At 67.9% G+C, this 26,633-nt stretch carries 18 protein-coding genes, 1 tRNA gene and 1 pseudogene; 15 read left to right on the forward strand and 5 right to left on the reverse strand.

The window, feature by feature from the left end; translation table 11 throughout:
* Nucleotides 1-9: 9 nt before the first annotated feature.
* From fdh to nrfD, 3 genes are read left to right on the forward strand one after another with little or no spacing between them, the layout of a single operon-like run.
* Nucleotides 10-3,339: a formate dehydrogenase gene (gene fdh, locus Q9R39_RS07905; protein ID WP_311277296.1), complete on the forward strand. Its 3,330-nt coding sequence runs from the start codon at nucleotides 10-12 to the stop codon at nucleotides 3,337-3,339.
* Entirely contained in the window at nucleotides 3,340-4,389 is a 1,050-nt protein-coding gene (locus Q9R39_RS07910) for a 4Fe-4S dicluster domain-containing protein (RefSeq protein ID WP_247450184.1), read from the forward strand. It begins immediately after the preceding gene.
* On the forward strand, nucleotides 4,386-5,498 hold the full coding sequence (gene nrfD / locus Q9R39_RS07915) for an NrfD/PsrC family molybdoenzyme membrane anchor subunit (protein ID WP_311277297.1): 1,113 nt from the start codon (nucleotides 4,386-4,388) through the stop codon (nucleotides 5,496-5,498). Before Q9R39_RS07910 ends, nrfD begins: the two co-directional genes overlap by 4 nt.
* 337 nt (nucleotides 5,499-5,835) lie before the next feature.
* Here the strand turns inward: nrfD and selD are convergent, their stop codons facing one another.
* On the reverse strand, nucleotides 5,836-6,825 hold the full coding sequence (gene selD / locus Q9R39_RS07920) for a selenide, water dikinase SelD (RefSeq protein ID WP_396275650.1): 990 nt from the start codon (nucleotides 6,823-6,825) through the stop codon (nucleotides 5,836-5,838).
* Nucleotides 6,826-6,895: 70 nt separating this feature from the next.
* On the opposite strand from selD, the gene Q9R39_RS07925 reads away from it, so the two are divergent.
* The 5 genes from Q9R39_RS07925 to Q9R39_RS07945 all read left to right on the forward strand — a co-directional run bounded on the left by Q9R39_RS07925 (nucleotide 6,896) and on the right by Q9R39_RS07945 (nucleotide 12,352).
* Nucleotides 6,896-7,186 (forward strand): hypothetical protein, encoded by a 291-nt coding sequence (locus Q9R39_RS07925; RefSeq protein ID WP_165629597.1) that lies wholly within the window; start codon nucleotides 6,896-6,898, stop codon nucleotides 7,184-7,186.
* Between the two features lie 33 nt (nucleotides 7,187-7,219).
* A tRNA-Sec gene (locus Q9R39_RS07930) sits at nucleotides 7,220-7,314 on the forward strand.
* 95 nt (nucleotides 7,315-7,409) lie between these two features.
* Nucleotides 7,410-8,726, forward strand: coding sequence for an L-seryl-tRNA(Sec) selenium transferase (selA, locus tag Q9R39_RS07935; protein WP_311277299.1), 1,317 nt, complete (start codon nucleotides 7,410-7,412; stop codon nucleotides 8,724-8,726).
* Between the two features lie 10 nt (nucleotides 8,727-8,736).
* A complete protein-coding gene (selB, locus tag Q9R39_RS07940; protein WP_058249798.1) occupies nucleotides 8,737-10,530 on the forward strand; it encodes a selenocysteine-specific translation elongation factor in 1,794 nt (597 codons plus the stop codon).
* 202 nt (nucleotides 10,531-10,732) lie between these two features.
* Nucleotides 10,733-12,352, forward strand: coding sequence for a DUF222 domain-containing protein (locus Q9R39_RS07945; RefSeq protein ID WP_311277300.1), 1,620 nt, complete (start codon nucleotides 10,733-10,735; stop codon nucleotides 12,350-12,352).
* A gap of 24 nt (nucleotides 12,353-12,376) precedes the next feature.
* Here the strand turns inward: Q9R39_RS07945 and Q9R39_RS07950 are convergent, their stop codons facing one another.
* Complete coding sequence (locus Q9R39_RS07950; protein WP_231742205.1) at nucleotides 12,377-13,378, reverse strand: zinc-binding alcohol dehydrogenase family protein; 1,002 nt, start codon at nucleotides 13,376-13,378, stop codon at nucleotides 12,377-12,379.
* A gap of 134 nt (nucleotides 13,379-13,512) precedes the next feature.
* Here Q9R39_RS07950 and Q9R39_RS07955 point away from each other — a divergent pair, with 134 nt between their 5' ends.
* Nucleotides 13,513-13,803 carry a helix-turn-helix domain-containing protein gene (locus tag Q9R39_RS07955; protein WP_078112700.1) on the forward strand — a complete coding sequence of 97 codons (291 nt, stop codon included), beginning with the start codon at nucleotides 13,513-13,515 and terminating at the stop codon, nucleotides 13,801-13,803.
* A 55-nt stretch (nucleotides 13,804-13,858) separates the two neighbouring features.
* On the opposite strand, the gene clpB is transcribed toward Q9R39_RS07955, so the two are convergent.
* Nucleotides 13,859-16,411 (reverse strand): ATP-dependent chaperone ClpB, encoded by a 2,553-nt coding sequence (gene clpB / locus Q9R39_RS07960; RefSeq protein ID WP_078112701.1) that lies wholly within the window; start codon nucleotides 16,409-16,411, stop codon nucleotides 13,859-13,861.
* Between the two features lie 258 nt (nucleotides 16,412-16,669).
* Here clpB and Q9R39_RS07965 point away from each other — a divergent pair, with 258 nt between their 5' ends.
* Together Q9R39_RS07965 and Q9R39_RS07970 are read left to right on the forward strand one after the other, a co-directional pair.
* Nucleotides 16,670-17,773 (forward strand): hypothetical protein, encoded by a 1,104-nt coding sequence (locus tag Q9R39_RS07965; RefSeq protein WP_078112702.1) that lies wholly within the window; start codon nucleotides 16,670-16,672, stop codon nucleotides 17,771-17,773.
* Nucleotides 17,774-17,880: 107 nt separating this feature from the next.
* Complete coding sequence (locus tag Q9R39_RS07970; protein WP_078112703.1) at nucleotides 17,881-19,281, forward strand: glucose-6-phosphate dehydrogenase (NADP(+)); 1,401 nt, start codon at nucleotides 17,881-17,883, stop codon at nucleotides 19,279-19,281.
* A 75-nt stretch (nucleotides 19,282-19,356) separates the two neighbouring features.
* Here the strand turns inward: Q9R39_RS07970 and Q9R39_RS07975 are convergent, their stop codons facing one another.
* Nucleotides 19,357-21,252 (reverse strand): glycoside hydrolase family 15 protein, encoded by a 1,896-nt coding sequence (locus Q9R39_RS07975; RefSeq protein ID WP_058249791.1) that lies wholly within the window; start codon nucleotides 21,250-21,252, stop codon nucleotides 19,357-19,359.
* A 136-nt stretch (nucleotides 21,253-21,388) separates the two neighbouring features.
* Here Q9R39_RS07975 and Q9R39_RS07980 point away from each other — a divergent pair, with 136 nt between their 5' ends.
* On the forward strand, nucleotides 21,389-22,627 hold the full coding sequence (locus Q9R39_RS07980; RefSeq protein ID WP_078112758.1) for a cytochrome P450: 1,239 nt from the start codon (nucleotides 21,389-21,391) through the stop codon (nucleotides 22,625-22,627).
* 151 nt (nucleotides 22,628-22,778) lie between these two features.
* Nucleotides 22,779-24,080, forward strand: coding sequence for a TerD family protein (locus tag Q9R39_RS07985; protein WP_078112704.1), 1,302 nt, complete (start codon nucleotides 22,779-22,781; stop codon nucleotides 24,078-24,080).
* A 31-nt stretch (nucleotides 24,081-24,111) separates the two neighbouring features.
* On the opposite strand, the gene Q9R39_RS07990 is transcribed toward Q9R39_RS07985, so the two are convergent.
* Nucleotides 24,112-24,888, reverse strand: a complete 777-nt coding sequence (locus Q9R39_RS07990) for a DUF427 domain-containing protein (RefSeq protein ID WP_311277301.1) — start codon at nucleotides 24,886-24,888, stop codon at nucleotides 24,112-24,114.
* A gap of 198 nt (nucleotides 24,889-25,086) precedes the next feature.
* Here Q9R39_RS07990 and Q9R39_RS07995 point away from each other — a divergent pair.
* Both Q9R39_RS07995 and Q9R39_RS08000 read left to right on the forward strand, forming a co-directional pair.
* Nucleotides 25,087-25,640 (forward strand): annotated as a pseudogene (locus tag Q9R39_RS07995) (DUF6328 family protein).
* A gap of 31 nt (nucleotides 25,641-25,671) precedes the next feature.
* The gene (locus Q9R39_RS08000) at nucleotides 25,672-26,568 is read left to right on the forward strand and encodes an MBL fold metallo-hydrolase (protein ID WP_311277302.1); all 897 of its coding nucleotides are present in this window, start codon (nucleotides 25,672-25,674) and stop codon (nucleotides 26,566-26,568) included.
* The last annotated feature ends 65 nt before the right edge of the window (nucleotides 26,569-26,633 follow it).

Genomic DNA, 26,633 nt, shown 5'->3' on the forward strand with positions numbered 1-26,633 from the left:
CTCGAATCCGTGCCAGCCTTCAGCCCCCTCGAATGGCCGGTGTTCCGCCAGTTGCGGTCGGGCGACGTCTTCGGACGCGGACCGGCGGTCACGTCGGCGAAGACACGCGGCATCGAACCGCGCACCGCCACCGCGGACCGTGTGGTCCAGAGCGTGTGCCCGTTCTGCGCGGTGGGTTGCGGGCAGAAGGTGTACGTCAAGGACGAGCGGGTGGTCCAGATCGAGGGCGACCCGGACTCCCCGATCTCCCGCGGGCGCCTCTGTCCCAAGGGCGCGTCGAGCGAGCAGTTGGTCAACAACCCGATGCGGCAGACCTCCATCCGCTATCGGGCCCCATACGCGACCGAATGGCAGGACCTGGATCGCGACACCGCGATCGACATGATCGCCGACCGTTTCCTCGAGGCCCGACGCCGTGGCTGGCAGGACCGCGACGACGAGGGCCGGCTGCTCCGGCGGACCACCGGTGTCGCCTCGCTCGGCGGTGCCACCCTCGACAACGAAGAGAACTATCTGATCAAGAAGCTCTTCACCGCGGCGGGCGCGATCCAGATCGAGAACCAGGCCCGCATATGACACTCCGCCACGGTTCCCGGTCTGGGGGCCTCGTTCGGACGCGGCGGCGCCACGCAATCACTGCAGGACATGGCCAACGCCGATTGCATCGTTCTCATGGGCGGCAACATGGCCGAGGCGCACCCGGTGGGTTTCCAGTGGGTGTCGGAGGCGAAGGCCAAGGGCGCGACGATCATTCACGTCGATCCGCGTTTCACCCGTACCTCTGCGGTGGCCGACCGGCACATCTCCATCCGGGCCGGCTCTGACGTCGTCCTGCTCGGTGCGCTCATCAATTACGCCATCACGCACGAGAAGTACTTCCGCGAGTACGTTGTCGCATACACGAACGCCGCCACCCTGATCGCCGAGGACTTCCGCGACACCGAGGATCTCGACGGCCTGTTCTCCGGCTTCGACCCGGAGACCGGCGAATACGACGCCACCAGTTGGGCTTACGAGGAACCGTCCGCCCACTCCGACGACGGTGGCCGCGACAGCGAGGACGGCAAGGTCGAGTCGCCCGGCCACCCGGACGACGGGCCGCGGGTGAAGGACCGCGCGGTGGGGCACGAGCACGGCTCCGGCGGGCCGCCGCTGGAGCATGGGGCGACCCTGCGCGACGACACCCTGGAACACCCGCGCAGCGTGTTCCAGATCGTCAAGCGTCACTACTCGCGCTACACACCCGAGATGGTGCGCGACATGTGCGGGATCTCGGTGCGCGACTTCGAGTATCTGGCCCGGGCCGTCACCGACAACTCCGGCCGCGAGCGCACCACGTGCTTCGGGTACGCGACCGGCTGGACCCAGCACACCTTCGGCGCGCAGTTCATCCGCGCCGCGTCGGTTCTGCAACTCCTGCTCGGCAACGTCGGGCGCCCCGGCGGCGGCATCATGGCCCTCCGCGGACACGCGAGCATCCAGGGGTCCACCGACATCCCGACGCTGTTCAACCTGCTGCCCGGGTATCTGCCGATGCCCTCGGCGGGCAAGCATGACAGTTTCGCCGACTACATCGACGCGATCACGTCGAAGGCCGAGAAGGGTTTCTGGGCCAACGCCGAGGACTACATGGTGAGTCTTCTCAAGGCGTGGTTCGGGGATGCCGCAACCGCCGAGAACGACTGGTGTTACGACTACCTGCCCCGGCTCACCGGGCCCGCCGGGACCTTCCAGACGACGGTCGACATGCTCGCCGACAAGGTCGACGGTTACTTCGTCCTCGGCCAGAACCCGGCGGTCGGATCGGCCAACGGGCGCCAGGCGCGGATGGCGATGTCGCACCTCAAATGGCTCGTCGTCCGCGACCTCAACATGATCGAGACGGCCACCTGGTGGAAGGAGGGCCCGGAGATCGAGTCCGGCGAGCTGCGCACCGAGGACATCGCCACCGAGGTGTTCTTCCTCCCCGCGGCCACGCATGTGGAGAAGGCCGGCTCGTTCACGCAGACCCAGCGCATGGTGCAGTGGCGCCACCAGGCGGTCGAGCCACCGGGTCAGTGCCAGAGCGAGATGGACTTCTTCTTCGAGCTCGGGCGGCGCATCCGCGAACGCCTCGCCGAGTCGACCGACGAACGTGACCGCCCGCTGCTCGACGTCACATGGGACTATCCCCTCGACGACCACGGCAACCCCGACCCCGAAGCGGTGCTGTCGGAGATCAACGGCTACCACGTGACCGGCGAAGACGCCGGCACGAACCTCACGTCCTACACCCAGATGAAGCGCGACGGCTCGACCGCGGGCGGCTGCTGGATCTACACCGGGGTCTACACCGGCGCGGACACCGACGGGCCGTCGAACCTGGCCGCCCGCCGGGTCCCGCAGGGCGGTGGTGGCGTCACCCAGCACGAGTGGGGCTGGGTGTGGCCGGCGGATCGTCGAATCCTCTACAACCGCGCATCGGCCGACCCCGACGGCCGGCCGTGGAGCGAACGCAAGCGGTACATGGAATGGGACGCCGACGCCGGGCGGTGGGTCGGGCCCGACGTGCCCGACTTCCCGGTCGACCTGGCTCCCGACGCTCGTCCCGACCCGTCGGTCGGCGGCGTCGACGCCCTCTGCGGCGACGACCCGTTCGTCATGCAGGCCGACGGGAAGGGCTGGCTCTACGCCCCGCGCGGGCTGGTCGACGGCCCGTTGCCGACGCACTACGAACCGCAGGAATCCCCGGTGGTCAACGCGCTGTACCCCCAGCAGCAGTCGCCATCGCGAGTCCTGTTCCCCCGCACGGACAATCTCGACGCACCCAGCGGCGAGAGCCCCGGTTCCGAGGTGTACCCGTTCGTGTTCACGACGTACCGCCTCACCGAGCACCACACCGCGGGTGGCATGAGCCGATGGACGCCGTACCTGTCGGAACTGCAGCCGGAGATGTTCTGCGAGATCTCACCCGAACTCGCCGAAGAGCGGGGCCTCACCAACGAGGGCTGGGCGACGATCGTGTCGCCGCGCGCTGCGATCGAGGCGCGGGTGCTGGTGACCGATCGCATGATGCCGCTGACCATCAACGGCCGGCAGGTGCATCAGGTGGGTCTTCCCTATCACTGGGGCGTGGGTTCCGACGCCGTCGTCAGCGGCGACGCCGCCAACGATCTGATCGGGGTCACACTGGATCCGAACGTGCAGATCCAGGAATCCAAGGTGGGCTCGTGCGACGTCATCGCCGGGCGCCGCCCGCAAGGCCGGGCACTGCTCGACCTGGTGCGCGCCTACCAGGAGCGGGCCGGGGTCACCGTCGAGACCGACAACCAGCACATCACCGGGAAGGCGGAGGAATAGATGGGACAGCTGTCCGGGCCATCCGATCCCAGCGCCGACGCGCACTGGAGCACCCACGAGGAGCGCAAGGGGTTCTTCACCGACACCTCGATCTGTATCGGCTGCAAGGCCTGCGAGGTGGCGTGCAAGGAATGGAACGGCAACCCGCGCGACGGCGACCTCGCCCTCACCGGGATGTCGTACGACAACACCGTCGCCCTCGGCGCGAGCACCTGGCGCCACGTCGCCTTCATCGAGCAGAATTCCGAGCGCATCGCCGAGGCCCGCGAGTCCGGGCGTGCGCTCGTCGGACTCGGGATGCCCGCGATGCCCGGCTCCTCGCCTGAAGATCGTTCGTCTCTGCCGACCAGGCCCTCTCCCCTGCCGGCTGAGCCGGCGAGGAGCGAAGCGACGAGCCGAGTCGAAGTCCCCGACACCCCCGAGTTCCGCTGGCTGATGTCGTCGGACGTCTGCAAGCACTGCACGCACGCCGGGTGCCTCGACGTCTGTCCGACGGGCGCGCTGTTCCGCACCGAGTTCGGCACCGTCGTGATCCAGGACGACGTCTGCAACGGCTGCGGGACGTGCGTGGCCGGATGTCCGTTCGGCGTCGTCGAGCGCCGGGCCGACGGCACCGCCGCGCCGACGACCCGCTCCGGCGAACGCAAGGGCGAGCAGCCCGAGGTGCCCAAACGCGGTGTCGCGCAGAAGTGCACGCTCTGCTACGACCGGTTGCTCGACGACGAGACACCGGCTTGCGCGAAGACCTGCCCGACCACGTCGATCAAGTTCGGCGACCACGACGACCTCGTCGACGACGCGCACGCCCGCGTCCGGGCGCTGCACGAGCAGGGCATGACCGAGGCGCGGCTCTACGGCGCCAACCCGAACGACGGTGTCGGCGGCACCGGATCGGTGTTCCTGCTGCTCGACGAGCCGGAAGTCTACGGACTGCCGCCGGACCCGCGGGTGTGCACCGCGGACCTGCCGGCCATGTACAAGCGCGCCGGGATCGCGGCGGCCGGAATGCTGGCCGCCGCCGCACTCTCGTTCCTGCGGGGCGGCCGATGACCTCGTCGGAATTCGACTCCTTCCGTCCGCCGGAGCCGCCCCGGCGGCGCGGCCGGGGTTTCGGCCGCGGCGGAAAGCGAAGGCCGGGTGGAGGTTTCGGTCAGGGCGACGGCAACCGCGAGATGTCGATGGTGCCCGATGCCGAATTCACCTCGTATTACGGGCATCCCGTCGTCAAGCCACCACCCTGGGACGAGAAGGTGGCCGCCTACCTGTTTCTCGGCGGTGTCGCCGGCGGCTCCGGCGTCCTGGCCGCCGGGGCCCAGCTCACCGGGCGGGACGCGTTGCGCCGCAACGCCCGCCTCAGTGGTCTGGGTGCCGTGGGTCTGGGCGGGATCGCGCTCGTCGCCGACCTCGGACGGCCGGACCGGTTCTACAACATGTTGCGCACGTTCAAGGTGACGTCGCCGATGAGCGTCGGTTCCTGGATCCTGTCGGCGTTCAGCGGGGCACTCGGTGTCGCGGCGGTCGCCGAGGTCGACCGGATGACCGGTGCGCGGCTGCCGCTCGGGCCGCTTCGTGCGGTGTTGCGCGCCGTCGAGGCCCCCGCCGGGTTGGCCGCCGGGCTGGCGGGTCCGCCGCTCGCGGTGTACACCGCGGTCCTGCTCTCCGATACCGCCGTGCCGACCTGGAACGCCATGCACCGGGACCTGCCGTTCGTGTTCGTCAGTTCCGCGAGTCTGGCGTCGAGCGGGCTGGCGCTGGTCACCACGCCGGTCGGTCAGGCCGGGCCGGCACGGACGCTCGCGGCGCTGGGCGTGGTCGGCGACCTCGTGGCGATGCGACTCACGGAGCGACGGATGGACCCGGTCGCCGCCGAACCGCTCCACCACGGCAAGGCCGGCACCCTGCTGCGCTGGAGCGAGCGACTCGCCGTCGCCGGCGGAGTGGGCGCGTTGCTCAGCGGGCGTTCCCGCCCCCTGGCGGTCGTCTCGGGAATCGCACTGCTCGCCGCGTCGGCCTGCACGCGATTCGGCGTCTTCGACGCCGGCATCGAGTCGGCCAAGAACCCCCGCTACACGATCGAACCGCAGAAGCGCCGCCTCGCGGCCCGTCGTGCCGCCGGAATCACCGACGACTCGATCACCACCGGACCGCCCGCGCCCTGAGCGCTGCCCCCTGAGGTGCGCCGCCCCCTGCTGCTCCCTAACCCGAAAGAGGGCGCATAACCCCTGCTCCCTGAGGTGCGAGGAGCGCAAGCGACGAGCCACGAAGGGCCTGGTGAGACACGTTGCGTGACCCTTCGTGGCTCGCTTCGCTCGCACCTCAGGGAGCATGTTTTTCGGACGTTCACGAGTGTTCTTTCGTGGTCCACAACGGCCGCCAGGCCCCCGCTCCCTGAGGAGCGCCCGGAGCTTGCGGAGGGCAAAGGCCCACCCCCCCCCGCTCCCTGAGGAGCGCCCGGAGCTTGCGGAGGGCGCGTCACGAAGGGTCCTGGCGACCGAGTCAGCGAACCCGGATACCCGTCCCCGCCACCGTCTCGCCGATCACCGGGTAGCCCGGGACCTCGCCGACCACGAGCAGCCCGCCCGAGGTCTGTGCGTCCGCGAGGAACAGCAGGTCGTCGTCGGAGACACCGGAATCGACCGTGAGGTGCGGCTGCACCCAGTCGAGGTTGCGGCGGGTACCCCCCGACACGAACCCGTCGCGCAGCGCCTCGTCCGCGCCGCTCACGGCTGGCACCGAAGCGCGGTCGACTACCGCGCCGACGCCCGACGCGCGGCACAGTTTGTGCAGATGCCCGAGTAGACCGAAGCCGGTCACGTCGGTCGCCGCACGGACGCCGGCCGCGACCGCAGCGATCGACGCATCGCGATTGAGCGTCGTCATCAGGGCGATCGCCTCCTCGAACACCTCGCCCGTCTGCTTGTGCCGGTTGTTCAGCAGTCCGACGCCGATCGGTTTGGTCAGGGTGATGGGCAACCCCGGCTCGGCCGCGTCGTTGCGCAACAACCGGTCGGGTTCGGCCACCCCGGTCACCGCCATGCCGTACTTGGGTTCCGGATCGTCGATGGTGTGGCCGCCGATCACCGGACAGGCGGCCTGCGCTCCGACGTCGAGACCGCCGCGCAGCACCTCGGTCATCAGCTCCATCGGCAGCACCTCCCGCGGCCACCCGACCAGGTTGATCGCGACGACGGGGGTGCCGCCCATGGCGTAGATGTCCGACAGCGCGTTGGCCGCGGCGATGCGGCCCCAGTCGTACGGATCGTCGACGACCGGGGTGAAGAAGTCGGCGGTGGAGAGCACCGCGAGGTCGTCGCGGATGCGCACCGCCGCGGCGTCGTCCCCGTCGTCGAGCCCGACGATGATGTCGTCACCGACCTGGCCGGTGAGTCCCGCGACCGCCTGCTCGAGCTCACCCGGCGGGATCTTGCACGCGCATCCACCGCCGTGGGCGTAGCCGGTCAGTCGGATGGGTGTCTCGCTTCGCACGGTCACCGTGTCGAGGGTAGCCCTCCGGCAATCAGTGATACGGCCCTCCGGCGATCGCTACCATCGGCACATGAGGCAAGCAGACGGCGAGTACTACGTCACGGCCGGCGAGCTGCAGGCGTTCTGGGAATCCGGTCACGACTACTGGTACATGCGAGAGGACGGGTCGACCGACCTCTACGCCGACGAACTCGACATCACCCACGGCTGGCCGATCTTCCTGATGAAGCGCGACGAGGAGTGGTTCGCGAAGTGGGACGGCAATTTTGAGCGCGCCGTCGACGACGATCTCAACCCGAAGTTGATCCGCCACTTCGAGGAACTCATCACCGAGGGCAACTGGCCACACCGGCAGGACTGACCCGGCCGCACATCGGATAGGTTGGGACCGCATGGAGGCGTATGGGTCCTGGTGGGCTCCCCGGTCTTCAAAACCGAGGAGGTCGAGTATCTCGGCCTGGCGGGTTCGATTCCCGTCCGCCTCCGCCAGGGGTCGACCGTGACCCCCGCCGACTGAGCCGGTGACGAGCGAAGCGAGAGCCACCCCCCGCCGGCTGAGCCGGTGACGAGCGAAGCGAGGAGCCGTGTCGAAGCCCCCCGTCACCGATCCGCGCCGTCGAATTCCGCGAACCGACGCACTGTTGGCCCTGCCCGCGGTGTCCGCGGCGCGAGCACGACTGGGCGACACCGCGGTTCGCGACATCATTCGCCAGGCCCAGGACGCGGCCCGCCGCGGCGAGACGCCACCGGATGACGTCGAGCGGATCGTCGTGGAGTCGGTCAGCGCGTCGTATGCGTCGTCGGTCCGCCCCGTGCTCAACGCCACCGGGGTCGTCGTGCACACGAACCTCGGGCGGGCACCGCTGTCACCCGCGGCGCTCGACGCCGTCGGCGCGGCGTCGGGTTACGTCGACGTGGAACTCGATCTCGAGTCCGGCACCCGGTCGAAGCGCGGGGCGGCCACCCGCAGCGCTCTCCTACAAGCCTGTCCCGCAGCGGAAGACGCGCTGATGGTCAACAACGGTGCGGCCGCACTGGTACTGGCGACGACCGCGCTGGCGGCCGGGCGTGCAGTCGTCATCAGTCGTGGCGAGATGATCGAGATCGGCGCAGGTTTCCGGCTCACCGAACTGATCGCGTCGACAGGCGCCCGGTTACACGAGGTCGGCACCACCAACCGCACCCACGCGCACGACTACGCCGACGCCCTCACCGACGACGACGTCGGAGCGATCCTCAAGGTGCATCCGAGCAACTTCCGGGTCGAGGGTTTCACCAGCGAGACCTCGCTCTCCGAGCTACGCGGCCTCGGCCGGGCGCACGGCGTGCCCGTCGTCGCCGACATCGGCAGCGGACTCCTGCAGCCAGACCCGCTGCTGCCCGACGAACCCGACGCCACCACGACACTCGAATCCGGTGCCGACCTCGTCATCGCCAGCGGCGACAAACTTCTGGGCGGACCGCAGGCCGGACTCCTCCTCGGCGATGCGGCGCTCGTTCAGCGCCTCGCGAAACACCCACTGGCACGGGCAGTTCGCGCGGACAAGCTGGCACTGGCTGCGATGGAGGTGACCGTCGGCGGGCCACGACCCCCCGTCTGGGAGTACCTTCACGCCGATCCCGACAGACTTCGCGTGCGCACCGAGCGCCTCGGTACGGCAGTCGGATTCCCGATCGTCGCCCATGACGGACGGGTGGGTGGCGGTGGCGCACCCGGCGTGCCGCTGCCGGGGTGGGCGGTGCGGCTTCCGGTCGCAACGGCCGCCCGCCTACGCGTCGGCGATCCGGCAGTCCTACCCCGCGTTCACGACGACGCGTGTCTGGTGGACCTGCGCTGCGTTCCCGAAGCCGACGACGTGCGGGTACTCGCCGCGATCCGACAGGCTCTGGGCGCGTCGTGAAGTCGCGCTCGTGAAGTACGTGGTGGCCACCGCCGGACACGTGGACCACGGGAAGTCCACACTGGTGCGTGCTCTGACCGGGATCGAGCCGGACCGATGGGAGGAGGAACGACGCCGAGGGCTGACGATCGACCTCGGTTTCGCCTGGACCACACTGCCTTCCGGTGCCGACGTGGCCTTCGTCGACGTCCCCGGCCACGAGCGGTTCATCCCGAACATGCTGGCCGGCCTGGGCCCGGCGCCCGTCGTCCTGTTCGTCGTCGCCGCGGACGAGGGATGGAGCGCCCAGTCCGACGACCACCGTGATGCCGTCGCCGCCCTCGGCATCGAGTACGGGCTGCTGGTCATCACCCGAGCCGACCGGGCCTCGCCCGACCGCGTTCGTGAAGTGATCGATCTGTCGCGTGATCGCCTCAGCCGCACCGGCCTTTCCGATGCGCCGGCGGTCGTGGTGTCGGCGCCCGATCGCGTCGGAATCGACGAACTGCGCACACGGCTCGACGCCGTCTTGGCCGGGACATCACCGCCGTCGACCTCGGGGCGTGTCCGGTTCTGGATCGACCGGGTCTTCACCCGCACCGGCGCCGGCACCGTCGTCACCGGCACCCTGGCCGCCGGGACGATCGCGGTCGGCGACACCCTGGACCTGCTCACCGTTGACGACCGCCGACGACTCGATGTCCGTGGATTGCAGAGCGAGGGTGCAACTCTCACCACCGCGGCCCCGGTCAGCCGAGTCGCGATCAATCTGCGCGGCGTCGGCGTCGACGACGTCTCGCGTGGCGACGCACTCGTGACGCCCGGAGCCTGGCACACCTCTGCTGTCGCTGATGTCCGGCGCGTGAGCAAAATGTCCTTCGAGGAGGCACCGGAACACCTCGTCGCGCACATCGGCACAGCGGCGCTACCGGTCCGGTTGCGCCCCTTCGACGGCGACCACGCGCGTGTGACCCTCGCGCGCGCCGTGCCGATGTCGCGGGGCGATCGGCTGGTCCTGCGCGATCCCGGCCAACGTATCGTCGGCGGCGGCGTCGTGCTGCACCCCGATCCCCCGGCGCTGACCCGACGGGGCGACGCGATGCGACGCGCGGCCTCGCTGGCGGCCATGTCCGACGACGCCGGGGCCGCCGAAGAAGTGCATCGGCGTGGCGCGATGCGCGTCACCGATCTGACGCGACTCGGCCTGGTCGACGACGCCGAGCCCGCTCCCCACGGCATACGGGTGATCGGCGAGTGGTGGGTCGCCGAAACCTCCCTCACCGCCTGGGCCGAGCGACTCCGCGCCGCCGTTGTCGATCTACACGACCGAGATCCGTTGTCGGCGGGGCTGTCCGCGTCCGGCGCACCCGCACTGCTCGGGCTTCCGGACACGACGCTGCTGGCGACCGTCATCTCGGAAGCCGAGCTGTCGTCGTCCGACGGGCACCTGGCGGTCCCGGGTCACAAGCCCTCCCTGGGTGATGCCGACGACGCGGTCAGCGCACTGGAGCGCCGGCTCGCCGACCATCCGTTCCGTGCACCCGAGGCCGATGACCTCGCCGCACTCGGCCTGGGCGCCCGAGAACTCGCCGCCGCCGAGCGCACGGGCCGAATTCTCCGTTTGCGCGACGGCGTCGTGCTGTTGCCGACCGCCCCCGCCCTGGCGATGCGCACCCTCGCCTCGCTCGATCAGCCGTTCACCACCAGCGCCGCTCGTCAGGCGCTCGAAACCACTCGGCGCGTGGTGATTCCGCTACTGGAGTACCTGGATGCCCGTGGTTGGACCCGCCGGCTCGACGCCGGGCACCGCGAGGTCGTGCGCTGAGCCGCGGGCGGTGGTCCTGTCGGACAGGTCGCCGCGTGCATCGCGGGAAGAGCTTCCGTCCGAGGCCCCTACCACACGACACCGACAAGTCGACATCAACGAATAGCATTGCACAGCAGTATGTTTGGCCTTGCCACACGTCTGGATTGGTGTACACTCGAACCTACATTCGCAGCAACGGTTCTCGGGGGAGGTGACCGTCATGCCCAGCACCGCACCACTCGCCGACCACGGCGCACCCGTGTCCCGCGCGGCCGAACTCGTCGCCGAACTACACTCGAACCTCGACGAACTACAGACCGTCGACTTGTCGTCATGCACCGACGAAGAACTGATCGACGTCGCCTCTGCCACCGAACGCGCCATCGCGCGACTCACCGTTGCCGGTGACCGGCAGATCGATCAGGTCGAGGCCCGCGACCTGCCCCGAAAAGCCGGCTGCCGCACCCTCATGCAGTACATGACACACCGGCTACGAGTCTCGAACCCGATGCGCCGCCGTAAGCAGATGGACGCCACCGCCACCCGCACCAGCCTCGGCGGCGAGGTCCTACCACCCGAACACCCCTGCCTCGCCGAGGCGTTCGCCGCGGGAGCTGTCGGCTCCGCCCACGTACAAGCCACCCTCGACGTCCTCGACCGCATCCCCGGCACCATCGACCACGACATCAAGGTCGCCGCCGAACGACAGATGGCCGAGATCGCCGAAGCCCACACCCCCGCCGACATCACCCAACTCGGTGCCCGCCTGCTCGCCCACCTCGACCCCGACGGCACACTGACCGACGACACCGACCAGAAACGACGCCGCGGCCTGTGGATCGGCCGCCAACGAGCCGACGGGACAGCCAAAGTATCGGGCACCCTGACCCCCGCACTCGCCGCCCGGCTCACCATGATGTTCGCCGTGTGGGGCAAACCCGGACTCAACAACCCCGACGACCCCGCCTCACCGTCCGGACCGGCCGGCACCGCCGACCCCGACGCCCTGGCCTCGGCAGCCGACCGCGACGGTCGCACTCTCGCCCAAACGAATCACGACGCCCTCGACGCCGCCCTGGCCGCAGGCTTCGCCGACGGCACACTCGGCACCTCGCATCGCGGCCTGCCCGTGCAGCTGATCATCAAAACCGACCTCTCCGACCTCGTCCGCGAAGCCGGACTCGCCACCACCGCCACCGGCACCCTGCTTCCCGTCCGGGACCTGATCGCGATGGCCGGTGACGTCCAGCCGTGGTTGGCGATCTTCAAAGACGCCACCGCTGTGCCGCTGCACTTCGGGCGGGGTAAACGCTTGGCCACCCGCGAACAACGCCTCGTCTCCTTCGCCCGCCCCGATGGGGAAGTGTGCTCGGCTCCCGGGTGCGATCAGCCCGCCACCCAGGTCGAGCTTCATCACGCCGAACGAGACTGGGCCAAGGGCGGACTCACCGACATCGATGACCTCGCACCCGCCTGTCCCCGCCACAACCGCATGGTCGGCGACCAACCCGGCCAGTACACCACCCGGATCGTCCGGTCCGGGCCAGACGAAGGCCGCTGCGCCTGGCGATTGAACGCCGAACCCGGCGCCCCGCCCAACCCCGAATACATCAACCGCCGACCCGACATACCCAAGCGGTTGCAGGCCCACCTGGCACAGGTGCGGCGAGAGATCCACGGACGCACCACGTCCGGCGACGAGCCACGCCCACATGACGCGCGCCGTTCATGGCTGAAAATCAGCCACGTCATCGACGTCCGACCACCCCGACCCGGACCACGCACGCCCCGGCCCTCCCTCGTCGAAGCACACCTCATGGAGTTACTCGCCACCTCGTGAAGTTCGCCGGCTCATCCGCGTTGGTCAGCGCGTGAGGACCACCTTGCCGATCGCCCCTCCGGATTCGGAGACCCGGTGCGCTGTACGAAGATTCTCGATCGTGAAACCAGCCAGTTCACGGTTGACAGTGCTGCGGATCTTGCCGGCGTCGACGAGTTCGGCGACCCGGCCGAGGATCTGGTGTTGCGAGTCGTCTTCCGGTGCGAACAACGGCTTGGAGAACATCAACTCCCAATGCCAACTCTGGCTTTTCTGCTTCAGGGGGAGGGTATCGAGACCTTCCGGCTCGTCGATGGCGACGACCTGACCGTGTACACCCATGATGTCGGCATAGGACTCGACATTTCCGTACGAGTGGGGCGAGAAGATGTAGTCCACACCGCGCGGAGCGTATGCCCGCACGTCCTCGCGCAGGCGTCTCGGGTCGACGACGTGGTGGGCACCGAGTCCTCGCGCCCATTCCTGCGACTCAGGCCGTGACGCGGTTGCGATCACGGTGAGATCAGTCAGGGTCCGGGCCAACTGAATGACCATCGAGCCGACGCCCCCGGCACCCGCCACCACGACGATCGTTCCCGAGTCCGCGGAATCGACCCGCAGCTTCTCGAACAACGACTCCCAGGCAGTGATCGTGGTCAACGGCAGTGCGGCAGCCGCGCCGAAGTCGAGGGACGACGGTTTGCGCCCGACGATCCGCTCATCGACAAGATGGAATTCGGCATTCGTTCCCGGCCGATCGATCGAACCGGCGTAGTAGACCTCGTCCCCGACGGCAAACCTCGACACCTCGTCGCCGATCCCGACGACAATCCCCGCCGCGTCGAATCCCAGAACACGCGGCGGATCGGAGTCACGCAGGCCTGCACGCACTTTGGTGTCCACCGGGTTGACCGAGACCGCGCGGACCTCGACGAGGAGATCGTGCGGACGGGGCGCCGGCACCGGCATTGTCGTCTCGGCGAACGCGCTCGGGTCCTCGACGGAGTTCGCGGCGACCGCGACCAGGGCTGTCATCTCTCGTGTCATGGCGCTAAGGTATCCACACGACCCCAGTTACCCGCAAGGGCTCCTAGTATCCAATAGAGAGCATCGAGGCCAGCGCCATGTCACTGCCGTCCCATCGCGGAGACGCCTACTCTGCGTCGTGTCCCTGCCGAGGGATGCTCGACCTTCTCGCCGACAAGTGGAGCGCCCTGGTCATCGGCGCCCTACGCGATCGACCGATGCGTTTCGGAGAGCTCCGCGTGCGGCTGGACGGGATCAGCCCCAAAGTCCTCACGGCGACTCTGCGTCGGTTGGAGACAGCCGGGATGCTGACCCGTACCGTCTATCCGGCGGTCCCGCTGCACGTCGAATACCAACTGACGGAACTCGGGGTGGACGCCGCCGGGCCGCTGGACGCATTGCGCCTGTGGGTAGAGGACAACCTCGACCGCTTCCCACATCCGTAGCCGGCGCAGACAAAGGGACCCATCCCGAAGGATGGGTCCCTTGTCATTCACGAACTCAGCCGAGTACCAACGATTCTCCGTCGGCACTGACGTTGACCGGCACCACGTCGCCGTCCCGGATGTCCCCGGCGAGCAGCTGCTTGGCGAGCTGGTCACCGATGGCTTGCTGCACCAGGCGGCGCAGCGGGCGGGCACCGTACAGCGGGTCGAATCCGCGAGCGCCCAGCCATTCCTTGGCCTTGAGCGACACCTCGAGGTCGAGGCGACGCTGTGCGAGGCGCTTCTTGAGCTGGCCGAGCTGGATGTCGACGATCGACACCAGTTCCTCCGGGCTCAGGGCGTCGAAGATCACCACGTCGTCGAGACGGTTGATGAACTCCGGCTTGAACGCCGACCGCACCGCCATCATGACGTGATCCTTGTCGCCACCCGCACCGAGGTTCGAGGTGAGGATCAGGATGGTGTTGCGGAAGTCCACCGTCCGGCCCTGGCCGTCGGTCAGGCGACCTTCGTCCAGCACCTGCAGCAGCACGTCGAACACGTCCGGGTGGGCCTTCTCGATCTCGTCGAACAGGACCACCGTGTACGGACGACGCCGCACCGCCTCGGTCAGCTGGCCGCCGGCCTCGTACCCGACGTAGCCGGGCGGAGCACCGACGAGCCGTGCCACGCTGTGCTTCTCGCCGTACTCGCTCATGTCGATGCGGACCATTGCCCGCTCGTCGTCGAACAGGAACTCGGCGAGCGCCTTGGCGAGCTCGGTCTTACCGACACCGGTGGGGCCGAGGAACATGAACGAGCCGAGCGGCCGGTTCGGATCCGCGACGCCCGCGCGGGCACGACGCACCGCGTCGGACACCGCCTGCACCGCATCCTTCTGACCGATGACCCGATGTCCCAGTTCCTCTTCCATGCGCAGCAGCTTGGCGGTCTCGCCTTCGAGCATGCGTCCGGCCGGGATTCCGGTCCACGCCGACACGACCTGGGCCACGTCGTCGGGTCCGACCTCCTCCTGCAGCATCACGTCCTGCGACGGATCCGTGCCGGTCTTCTCGATCGCGGCCTCGAGCTCCTTCTCCAGTCCGGGGACACGGCCGTACCGCAGCTCGGCGGCGCGTCCGAGATCACCGTCGCGCTCGGCGCGATCAGCCTCGCCGCGAAGCCTTTCCAGCTCCTCCTTGAGGTCTCGGACCGCGTCGATCGCGGTCTTCTCCGACTGCCACCGGGCGGAGAGCTCGTTGAGCTTCTCCTTCTGGTCGGCCAGTTCGGCGCGCAGCTTCTCGAGCCGCTCCTTCGACGCCGCGTCGGTCTCCTTCTGCAAGGCGACCTCTTCGACCTCGAGACGGCGGACGATCCGCTCGACCTCGTCGATCTCGACGGGGCGCGAGTCGATCTCCATCCGCAACCGCGACGCGGCCTCGTCGACGAGGTCGATGGCCTTGTCGGGCAGGAACCGCGAGGTGATGTAGCGATCGGAAAGCGATGCGGCAGCGACCAATGCGGAGTCGGTGATGCGCACGCCGTGGTGCACCTCGTACCGGTCCTTCAGGCCGCGGAGGATGCCGATGGCGTCTTCGACCGACGGCTCGCCGACGTACACCTGCTGGAAGCGTCGCTCGAGTGCGGCGTCCTTCTCGATGTACTTGCGGTACTCCTCGAGGGTGGTGGCACCGACCAGCCGCAGCTCGCCACGGGCGAGCATCGGCTTGATCATGTTGCCGGCGTCCATCGCGGAATCGCCTGTCGCACCGGCTCCGACGATCGTGTGCAGCTCGTCGATGAAGGTGATGACCTGTCCGGCCGAACCCTTGATCTCGTCGAGCACGGCCTTGAGTCGCTCCTCGAACTCGCCGCGGTACTTCGCACCGGCGACCATCGAACCCATGTCGAGGGAGATGACGGTCTTGTTGCGCAACGACTCCGGCACGTCGCCGGCGACGATGCGCTGCGCGAGACCTTCGACGATGGCGGTCTTGCCGACGCCGGGCTCACCGATGAGGACCGGGTTGTTCTTGGTCCGCCGGCTGAGCACCTGCACGACGCGCCGGATCTCGGTGTCGCGGCCGATGACCGGGTCGAGCTTGCCCTCCCGGGCGGCCGCGGTCAGGTCGGTCGAGTACTTCTCGAGAGCCTGGTAGGTCGATTCGGGATCCTCGGAGGTGACCCGTGCGCTGCCGCGCACGGCGACGAACGCCTCGCGCAGGGCCTGCGGAGTCGCACCGAGGTTGTGCAGCAGTTTGGCGACGTCGGAATCACCGGTCGCCAGGCCGACGACGACGTGCTCGGTCGAGACGTACTCGTCGTCGAGTTCACCGGCCAGCTGCTGAGCTGCGGTGACGGCCGCGATCGATTCGCGGGATAGTTGAGGCGTCGAGCTGGCGCCGGACACCGTCGGCATGCGATCGACCAGAGCCTGGGCCTGCGCACGAACGCTCGACGGGTCCACGCCCACCGCTTTGAGCAGCGGCGACGCTATGCCGTCGGACTGATCGAGCAGTGCCACGAGGATGTGGGCCGGTCGCACGTCGGGGTTGCCAGCACTGGCCGCCGCCTGCACAGCAGAACTCAATGCTTGCTGCGTCTTGGTGGTGGGGGTGAAGCTGTCCACTCGCGTGCACCTTTCTCTTAAGTCCAACAGGCTCAAGTATGAGCCATACGCGGTCTACAACGCCAACAGAGTTGAGTGCATTCCGCTCAAGGCGGAAGTTTTTGTGACATAGCCCACTTGCTCCAGGATGTCGGGCTGGCGATTCGCCGCCCTCCAGCCGTCCAGGCTCGGAACCCGACGCCACAGACTCTCCGGAACGCGACAAACCGATCCGCAGTATTGAACGACGCACAAGTCGGGCGCCTATTCTTGAGCCTGATGTCACAGCTTTCACGCGACAAGAAGAAGCGCCGCGCCCAACGTAAGCGCAAAAACGAGTCCGGCAACGGCAACCACTCAAACGTGGTACCGCTCTTCGGTTCAGCAACGCGACACCTAGCTCCCAAAGCATTCGAGTCGTGGCTCCGCGCCGAAGTCTTCCCGGACGACGAGGAGGCGGTCACCCACATCGGGGCGTACGCGTTCATCGTGCTCGACGCCATTGAGCAGGTGAACCCCGGTTTCGATCCGCTCTCCTGGACTGCCGACGACGTCGATGCCATGGTGTCGATGCTCAACCACATCGATTCGAATCAAGGGCAGGACGCCAAACCGCTCGCCATCGCGATCGAGACGATGCGCCGTTACCTGATGGAGACCGGCATGTGGCTCGGCACCGAATCCGTATCGGCCTACGCCGCCGAGCAGTTCGCACTTGCCGCCGGGCTCGAGTTCCAGACCACAACCATCGAGGAAGTCGACGAGGCCACCGAGCGCGGTGCCCTCCTGGAAACGCGGCCCCTCCGGCGGGTCACCGAGCTGTTGGACTGGCTGGGTCCGCACCGCCCCACCACGCAGAGTCGGTGGCTCAAACCGGCCGATGCCCGCGACCTCGCCCGCCGGCTCGACATCGACTTCCCCGCTCACGTCAAGAGCATGAGCAACGTCGCGTCGTTGCATGACCTGTGGGAGTTTGCCCAGGCCCTCGATATCGTCGAAGCCAACACCTCGAGCGCACGTCCCGGGCGAGCCGCCCATCTGTGGCGGGAAGAGCCCCGGATCGACGTGCTGCGGGTGGGACTCATCGCATGGGTTCGGTCCGGCTTTCCTCGGGAATACAACCCCGACATCGACTTCTCGTCGTCGGTGATCGGCGTGGTCGTCAGCGGACTCGGCGATTCACCGCTGAGTATCGCCGAGATCGACGCCTGGGTCCCCAAGCTCGGACTCAGCGAGTTCTTCGTCGAAGCAATCCATCGTCGGCTCGAGTTGTACATCGACGAAGGCTGGCTGACGCTCGAGGGCGACAGGTACGTCGTTCCCGTCGCGTTACGCCCTGCCGTGGTGTCTGCGCTCCCCCTGCCCGGACCTCCGCAGGACTAGAAGTGGCCGGCGGCGCAGGGATCCGCTGACATCCGCAGTGCGGGATCGGTAACGGAATCCAGCACACATCCCGCACTCTGCACATCTGTTCGCGCAATATGGATTGAGTGACCACAGACAACTCCACCGGGCCGGTGATCTTCATCCTCTTCGGGTCGACGGGCGACCTCGCCAAGCGGATGGTCCTGCCGTCGCTGTACGAGCTCCACCGCCGAGACCTGCTCCCCGACGGCTGGCAGCTGATCGGCAACGGCCGTGGCGACCGGACCGACGACGAGTTCCGGCAGCACGTGAAGGACGCCATCGAGGAGTTCGGTCCGGACGGGTCGGTGTCATCGGACGAATGGGAAGCGTTCGCCGAGACCATCCGATTCGCCGGCGGCGGGTTCACCGTCGACGACCCCGGCCGTCTGCCAGAGGTGATCGACGCGGCCCGTGACGCCGTCGGCGACGGTGCTCAACTGGTCCACTATCTGGCCCTCCCACCGACCACCTTCGTCCACTACACGAAAGCCATTGCCGCGCACGATCTTGCGAAGGGATCCCGAGTCGTCTACGAGAAGCCGTTCGGAACGTCCCCCGACGGCTTCCGGACTCTCGACGAGGCGGTTCACGAATCCCTGGACGAGAAGCAGATCTACCGGATCGACCACTTCCTGGGAAAGGAGAGCACCCAGAACCTGCACGTCCTCCGGTTTGCCAACGGGTTGTTCTCGGGAGTGTGGAACCGCGAGCACGTGGCGGAAGTCCAGATCGACGTCCCGGAAACCCTCGACATCGCCGACCGCGCCGAGTTCTACGACGCCACCGGCGCATTCCTGGACATGATCGTCACCCACCTGTTCCAGGTGGCGGCCGAAGTCGCGATGGAACCCCCGGTGTCGCTCGGCGCCGACGACCTGCTCGACGCGCGGGAGTCGGTCATCGCGGCGTTCCGGCCGCTGGACCCCACCGAGGTGGTCTTCGGCCAGTACGAGGGGTACCGCGACACCGACGGCATCCCCGCGGACTCCACCACCGAGACGTTCGCGGCCGTGCGTCTGTGGGTCGACACCGACCGCTGGCACGGCGTCCCGTTCCTGCTGCGGACCGGCAAGATGCTCGACCACAGCTCCCAACGACTCAGCCTCGTGTTCCGCTCCCCCGCCGACGGTCCGCTGACCGATACCCCGAAGGACGGCACCGTGCTGACCTTCGATCTGGCCGGCGACGGTGCCATCGATCTGGCGGTCACCGTCAAGGAACCGGGTTCGGGCACCGACCTCTCCGTCGCCCACATGACCGAACAGCTCGACGAGGTGGCCGACGGCCTGTCGCCCTATGCCCGACTCATCGTCGACGTGCTGCGCGGCGATCGGTCGCTGTTCACCCGGCCCGACGGTCTCGCCCACGTGTGGGAGGTGGCCGCACCGGTGCTGGCGAATCCGCCTGCACCGCAACCGTATGCGGCCGGATCGACCGGCCCTGCGGCCGCCGACGACCTGTGCGGCGGGTCCGGCTGGATCTGAACGCGGACATGAGATCCGGTTGTGGTTTGTCCCGGCTTCCGGCACAAACCACAACCAGATTCCGCAGCGCTCAGTTCAATCGCCCAGGCGCCGGTCGAGATTGATGGCCGCGCTGATCAGCGCGAGGTGAGTGAACGCCTGCGGCATGTTGCCCAGTTGTTCGCCGGTGAGTCCGACCTGTTCGGCATAGAGTCCGAGGTGATTGGCGTGGGTGAACATCTTCTCCAGCGCCAGCCGGGCGTCGGCCAGGCGGCCGACCCGGGTGAGTGCTTCGACGTACCAGAACGAGCACAGGGAGAACGTTCCCTCGGCGCCGTCGAGGCCGTCGTGCCCGCCGTCGGTGTCGTACCGGAACACCAGGGAGTCGCTCACGAGCTCTTCCTCGATCCGCTCGAGCGTGCGGAGGAACCGATCATCGGTGGGCGACAACAACTTCACGGCGGGGATGAGCAACAGCGCGGCGTCGAGCCGATCGGAGTCGAGCGTCTGGACGAAGGCCCCCACGTCGTCGTTCCAGCCCCGCTCCATGATCTGCAGGAAGATGTCGTCGCGGGCCTTCATCCAACCGGCGACGTCGCCCGGTAGACCGCGCTGACGACTCATCCGGATCATCCGCTCGAGGGCCACCCACGACATCACTCGCGAGTAGACGTAGTCCTGCGGCTTGCTCCGCACCTCCCAGATGCTCTGGTCCGGACGATCCCAGTTGTCGACGAGCCATCCCGCCACCGTGCACAGATGCGTCCAGGACCCGTAGGAGATCCCCGGTCCGTACTTGTTGTACAGGTACACCGAGTCGATGAGCTCGCCGTAGATGTCCAGCTGGAGCTGGTCGGCGGCGGCGTTTCCGACCAACACCGGCGAGGTCTGCCGGTAACCCTCCCAGTGGTCGAGTTCGGTCTCCTTCGGCGGCGGATCCCCGTCGACGGTGTACATCAACCGCAGCGGTCCCAGATCCCCCGCTTCGTCGGCGCCATCGTCGAACCGGCAGGTCAGCCAGTCCATGAAGGCGCCCGCCTCGTCGGTGAAACCCAGCCGCAGTAGCGCGTAGAGCGTGAAGGCGGCATCGCGGATCCACACGTAGCGGTAGTCCCAGTTCCGTTCGCCGCCGATCTCTTCGGGAAGCGCGGCGGTCACCGCGGACACCACCGCCCCCGACGGTTCGTGCGTCAGTAGTTTGAGCGTGAGCGCCGACCGGTGCACCATCTCCCGCCACCGGCCCGTGTAGGAGGAGCGCGAGACCCAGTCCTGCCAGAATGCGACCGTCGCGGCGACGACCGCGGGAGAACTGTCGTGGTCGAGCATGTCGGACCCGATGGGGTCGGGGGCGAGGACGAAGGTCACGCACTGACCGGTCTCGACGGTGAAGTGGGCCTGTGCATCCCGGTCGTCGACGGTGTCGACATCGACCGTCGACGCGAGATGCAACACCAGATCGTCGGTCTCGAAACGGAGTCGGCGTTCGTCCTCGACGACGACGGTGTGCGCCTGGCGCCCGTAATCGAACCGCGGCGCAACCGTCACGCGGAACTCCACGGAGCCGCGCACGCAGGAGACCCGACGGATGATCCGCGTGCGATGGTCGGGATCGTGCGGGCGCGCGATCGGCATGAGGTCCTGGACCTCGGCGACACCGTCCTCGCTCAGGAAGCGGGTGACGAGCACGTTGGAGTCGGGGAGGTAGAACTGCCGCGTGGTGACCTCTCCGTCGATGGGTTCCACGGTCCAGGCACCGCCGCGGCGGGCGTCGAGCAACGAACCGAACACACTCGGCGAGTCGAACCGCGGACAACAGAACCAGTCGATCCGCCCGTCGACTCCCACGACGGCCGCGGTACGCAGGTCCCCGATGACACCGTGGTCGGCGATCGGCAGATAGTCACCGGTGGCGTCGGCCGTCGTCGCGCCGTCGCATCGAGCCGTCGCAGCCGCGTCCTCGCCTGACTCGGAAGGGGTGCTCATGCCGGCCATTCGGTGCCTGCCTCATCTCGGATGGGCGACCGGGTTCCCCAATACGCCGGTCTGAAACCCGCCGATACCGGACACTCGACAGCGATCGACCCTCGACGGAAGGACAACGGTGCCGACAAGCAGCGTGGACACGAGCATGACCGACGACGCCGCCAACGTCTTCGCCGACGCCAAGGCCTACGCCGACGAGCCGCGACTGCACGCCGCGATGGCCCACCTGAGGGCACACAATCCGGTACCGCGTGTCGACCACGGCCCCTACCGGCCGTTCTTCGCGATCACCAAGCACGCCGACATCATGGACATCGAGCGCGACAACAACCTGTGGCTGAGCGAACCGCGTCCGGTGTTGACCACCGCCGCCGCCGACGATGTGGCACGTGCTCAGCTGGAGTCCGGTGCCGGACTGCGCACCCTTATCCACATGGACGACCCGCACCACCGCAAGGTCCGCGCCATCGGCGCCGACTGGTTCCGTCCGAAAGCTCTGCGCGACCTACAGACCCGCGTCGACGAGCTTGCGAAACGCTACGTCGACCGGATGCGCGACATCGGACCCGAGTGCGACTTCGTCGAGGAGATCGCGGTCGGCTTCCCGCTGTACGTGATCCTGTCGCTGCTGGGCCTCCCCGAGGAGGACTTCCCGCGAATGCACCAGCTCACGCAGGAACTGTTCGGCGCCGACGACGTCGAGTACCGGCGCGGCGCGACGCTCGAGGAGCGGATGACGACGCTGCTCGACTTCTTCGCGTACTTCAGCGAACTCACCGCATCACGCCGCGCGCACCCCACCGACGACCTGGCGTCCGCCATCGCCAACGGCCTCGTCGACGGCGAACCGCTGTCCGACGTCGACACCGCGTCGTACTACGTGATCGTGGCCAGCGCCGGGCACGACACCACCAAGGACGCCATCTCCGGCGGCCTCCGGGCGCTCATCGAGAACCCCGGTGAACTCGAACGACTTCGACGCGAGCCCGAACTCGTGGGGACCGCGGTCGAGGAGATGATCCGGTGGACCACACCGGTCAAGGAGTTCATGCGCACCGCTGCCGAGGACACCTCGGTGCGAGGTGTGCCCATCGCCAAGGGCGAATCCGTCTATCTCGCCTACACTTCGGGCAATCGGGACGAGGAGGTCTTCGACGACCCGTTCACCTTCGACATCGGCCGGTTCCCCAACAAGCATCTGTCGTTCGGCTACGGCGTCCACTTCTGTCTCGGCGCCGCTCTGGCCCGGATGGAGATGCGGAGCTTCTTCGCCGAACTGATCCCGCGGCTCGACTCCATCGAACTGGGCGGGACGCCAGAACTGGCCGCAACAGTGTTCGTCGGCGGTCTCAAACACCTGCCGATCCGGTATTCACTGCGCTGAGCTGCGCTCCGGCCTTCGCACCGGACAAGCGTTGTGCCGGTGCGTCATTCCGACAGCCGACAGACCGCGGTCCACGTCGGTCGACGGCGCGCCCGGTGGCGGCACCTCGCTTACCATCGTTGCTGTCCGGCCACTACCCCGAGGAGTAGTTGTGCACGAGCTCACCAAGGGCTCCAAGACCACCCTGAGCACGACCGCGCACCTCGTCGAGTTCGCGAGCGCGTCGCCCGACGACGTCGACCTCATCGCCGTGCTCCTGACGGCCGGCGACCGGGTCCGCACCGACGACGACCTGATCTTCTTCAACAACCCGGCTTCCTCTGGCGTTCGGCTCCGAGGGTCGACTTCGTGTGCAGTCGACCTGACGTCGGTGCCCGCCGACGTCGAGCGGATCGTCGTCGCGGCGAGTACCGAGGCGCAGCACAAGACATTCGAACAGATCGGTTCGCTGACGGTGACCATCTCTGGTTCGGGCACGTGGACGTTCACGCCACCGGATCCCGGAACCGAGACCGTCCTGCAGCTGGTGGGGTTCTACCGCCGGAACGGACAGTGGAAGCTCGACGCCATCGGGCAGGGCTACAGCCAGGGGCTGGCGGCATTCGCCACCGACTTCGGGATCACCGTCGACGACGAGCCGGAGCAACAGCCCGAGCGCGTCGCTTCGTCGGCAGGCGCCGCCCCAGTAAACACTGGGCCCCAACAGGTTTCGGGGTCACCGCCGGTCAACATGACCAAGGTCAAGGTCTCCATCACGAAGGACTCCCGCGACAAGACCGCGTCGATCGACCTGCGCAAGGGAGCGTCGGACTGGGTTCTGACCGTGGGCCTCGAATGGGACGGGCGGGGCGCGGAGTACGCGGCCGACGGTCGGGTGACGAAGTACGGGAAGGGCGACCTCGACGTGTACTTCTTCTGCCGCGACGAAGTCGCGCATCAGTACGTGGTCATCAGCGGCGAGAAGGGGCACCGGGGCGACCTGCGCAGTTGGCCCTTCATCGAGCACCATGGTGACAGCCGCGGTCCAGGGCGAGGCAACAAGCCCGCCGTCGAGCAGGTCACGGTCCTGCCGAAGGAGAACGGCGATCTCCTCGTCAACGTCTACCAATCCGTCGACAACGGGGCCGGCGCCATCGACAAGTTCGGCAGGCCCAGAGTGGCGATCCGATACGGCAGACCGGGCAAGGACGGTCTGCCCGGGCGGGACAGCGACGAGATCCTCATCCATGTCGGCAACGGCAAGAACTCGTTCTGGGCGACGGTCGCACACATCGACGTCCAGGACGGTGTGCTGAAGGTCGACGGGACAACGCGCTACAGCAAATTCTTCTCCGAGCGGATGCCCACTCTCGACCGCACCGGGAAGTGGGTGCGCAGCGCCAAGGAGGCGCCGACCGGACGCAGCAAGAAGGCGAGCGGTTCCGGGCTGGACCGCTACGACGGTGAACTCTGACCGTCGAGAGGTCCGATTCGGTTTCGGCTGTTCACCTTTCGACGGCCAGATCGACACGCTCGTCGTAGAAGCAGATGAGGTCCCGGACGGGCTCGGCGTCGGTGAGCGGATCGGTGTAGGTCCATGCCACGTCGGGGATGACCTCGTCGCCGACGACGGCCGACCAGTAGGTCGCCTCGCCCTTGTACGCGCACACCGTGACCGTGTCCGACGGCACGAGCAGATCCATCCGGACGTCCTCGCGCGGCAGATAGTGTCGGGGCGGCAGATGGGTTTCGAGCAGCAGGGTCGGGCGTCGGCTGTCCGCCAGGACCGAACCTCCCACCGTCACCACGACATGTCTGCCGGTGTCGAGGCAGTCGATGCGCTGGAACGGATCATGCGGGTGGCCGATCGCCTTCTGGTCCTCCTCGCGCCACTCGTCGAAGGACGACCAGTCCAGCAGGACGTGGCCGGCGAGATCGGCATCGTCCGGACGGAACGCGGCGCCGGCCAGCGTCCGTTCGCCTGCCGCGATGTCGCAGGTCGTACCGGGCGTCGTGTGCACGTCGAAGGGATCGACCGGTGTGAGGATCGGCCCGTGGTCGTCGGCGGCGTCGACTGACTGTGCATCGGTCAGCGGCGCAACGACATCGGAGACGGGCACCGCGTAGCATCCGACCACCCGGTAGGGCTCCCACACCTGGATGGCCCTCGCGGAGTCGACGACAACTTCTCCGTCGACCAGCGCGCGCACCCGTCGCCGCATGTCCGCCCAGCGCAGTGATCCCAGCTGGGACATCGTGAACTCGTCCATCGACGTGGCCATGGTCCGATCGTCCTCCCGTTACGCCGTGCGCGCCAGGCCACATCGGGCTTCTCGCAGTTCGCCGGTGGTGCTTGGTCAACCGTTCGGTGGGTTGCGGAAATCTCGTCCACCTCAGCTCCGTGGAAGGGCGTATAGCAGTAACCGCTTCGAGACTCCACCGCACCGCTCGACGAGACCCCGTGGTGCGACGATGAGCAAATGACCAGCCCGTCGGACCTCGACCCCACCAGACCCGGCTCCGGCGACGCCGCGTGGAATCACGCCCAGCGCGACGAAACGGAAACCCAACGCCTGGATCGCAACTGGAATTCGCTGCTGCAGGAATTGCGGGTCGTGCAGACCGGCGTGCAGATCCTCACCGGATTCCTACTCACGCTGCCCTTCCATGACGGTTTCGAAGAGCTCGGCGGCACGTTGCGAGTGATCTACCTATCACGGTGTCGTGCGCGGTGGGCGCCGCGATCCTCCTGGCGGCGCCCGTGGCGCTGCACCGGGCCCTGTTCCGTCAGCACCAGCTCGCGCTGATCGTCACCTACGCGCATTACCTGGCTTTCGCCGGCCTCACCCTGCTCGGCCTGGCGCTGTCCGGTGCGGTCACCGTCGTCTTCGGGGCGACCGCCGGACCGGTTCCGTCGGCGATCGCGGGCATCGTCACCCTCGTGACGTTCTCCCTCGCGTGGCTGATCGTGCCGCTGTGGCTCCGCGCGGTGACCGGCGCGCGGGATGACTCCGTCGACGAACCCCGCCGTTGACAGCATTCCCACGCCGGGGTACGCAGACGACGTGACCCTCGCACCGAGTTTCATCGAGAACCGCTACGACGAGGTGACCGTGCTGGCCTCGTCGCACGGCGGCGCCTTTCCCTACGGCAACACCGTCGTCGTACGCGGCACCGCCGGGACCCTGGTGATCGACCCGTCCCTCGAAGTCGATCACGACCCCGTCGGACCCGATGCGGTGATGGTCAGCCACGCGCATGAAGACCACATCGCCGGTCTCCGGCACTTCGTCGCGGACAAGTTCGCGCATACCTCCGACGTCGGCGGTGTCCGGTCCCTGCAGGTCCTGCTCGACAACTACGGCTTGACCGACGAGCAGCGGGCCGGCGTCGACGCGCAGATCGGGGACACATTCGACCTGCCACCCGGCTTTCCCGACGCCATCGGAGTCGATGACGGGCACGTCTTCGAACTGGGCGATGTCACCGCGACGGTCGTGCACCTGCCCGGGCACACCGCCGGACACTCGGGTGTACTCGTCGAGCCCACCGGCTTCCTGTATCTCGCCGACATCGACCTCACCTCGTTCGGGCCCATGTACGGCGACCTGGGAAGCAGCGTCGACGACTACCTCGCGTCGATCGCGCGAGTGCGCGACATCGACGCCCGCTGGTACGGCACCTTCCACCAGAAGGGCGTGGTCACCGGCGCCGACGAATTCCAGTCCCGGCTCTCCGACTACGAGGCCGTCATCCATCGACGCGAGGAGCGCCTGCTGGAGTTGCTGCGCCGCCCGCTCACGGTCGAGGGGATCGCCACCGAGCGGCTGGTGTATCGCTCGCATGTCCAGCTGCCCTTCGTCGACGCGGTGGAGAAACGGACAGCCGAACTCCACCTCGAACGGCTCCTGCGCCACGGCCAGGTCACGCGTTCCGAGGACGGCGTCTACCACCGCTCGTAGGGCGATCGTTCCGCTCCGCGACGTTTACCGAATGTCCGATTCGGACACCCTCGGTGTGTCAGCGA

The organism is Gordonia sp. AC31 (assembly GCF_031844505.1).
GTDB lineage: Bacteria > Actinomycetota > Actinomycetes > Mycobacteriales > Mycobacteriaceae > Gordonia > Gordonia hongkongensis.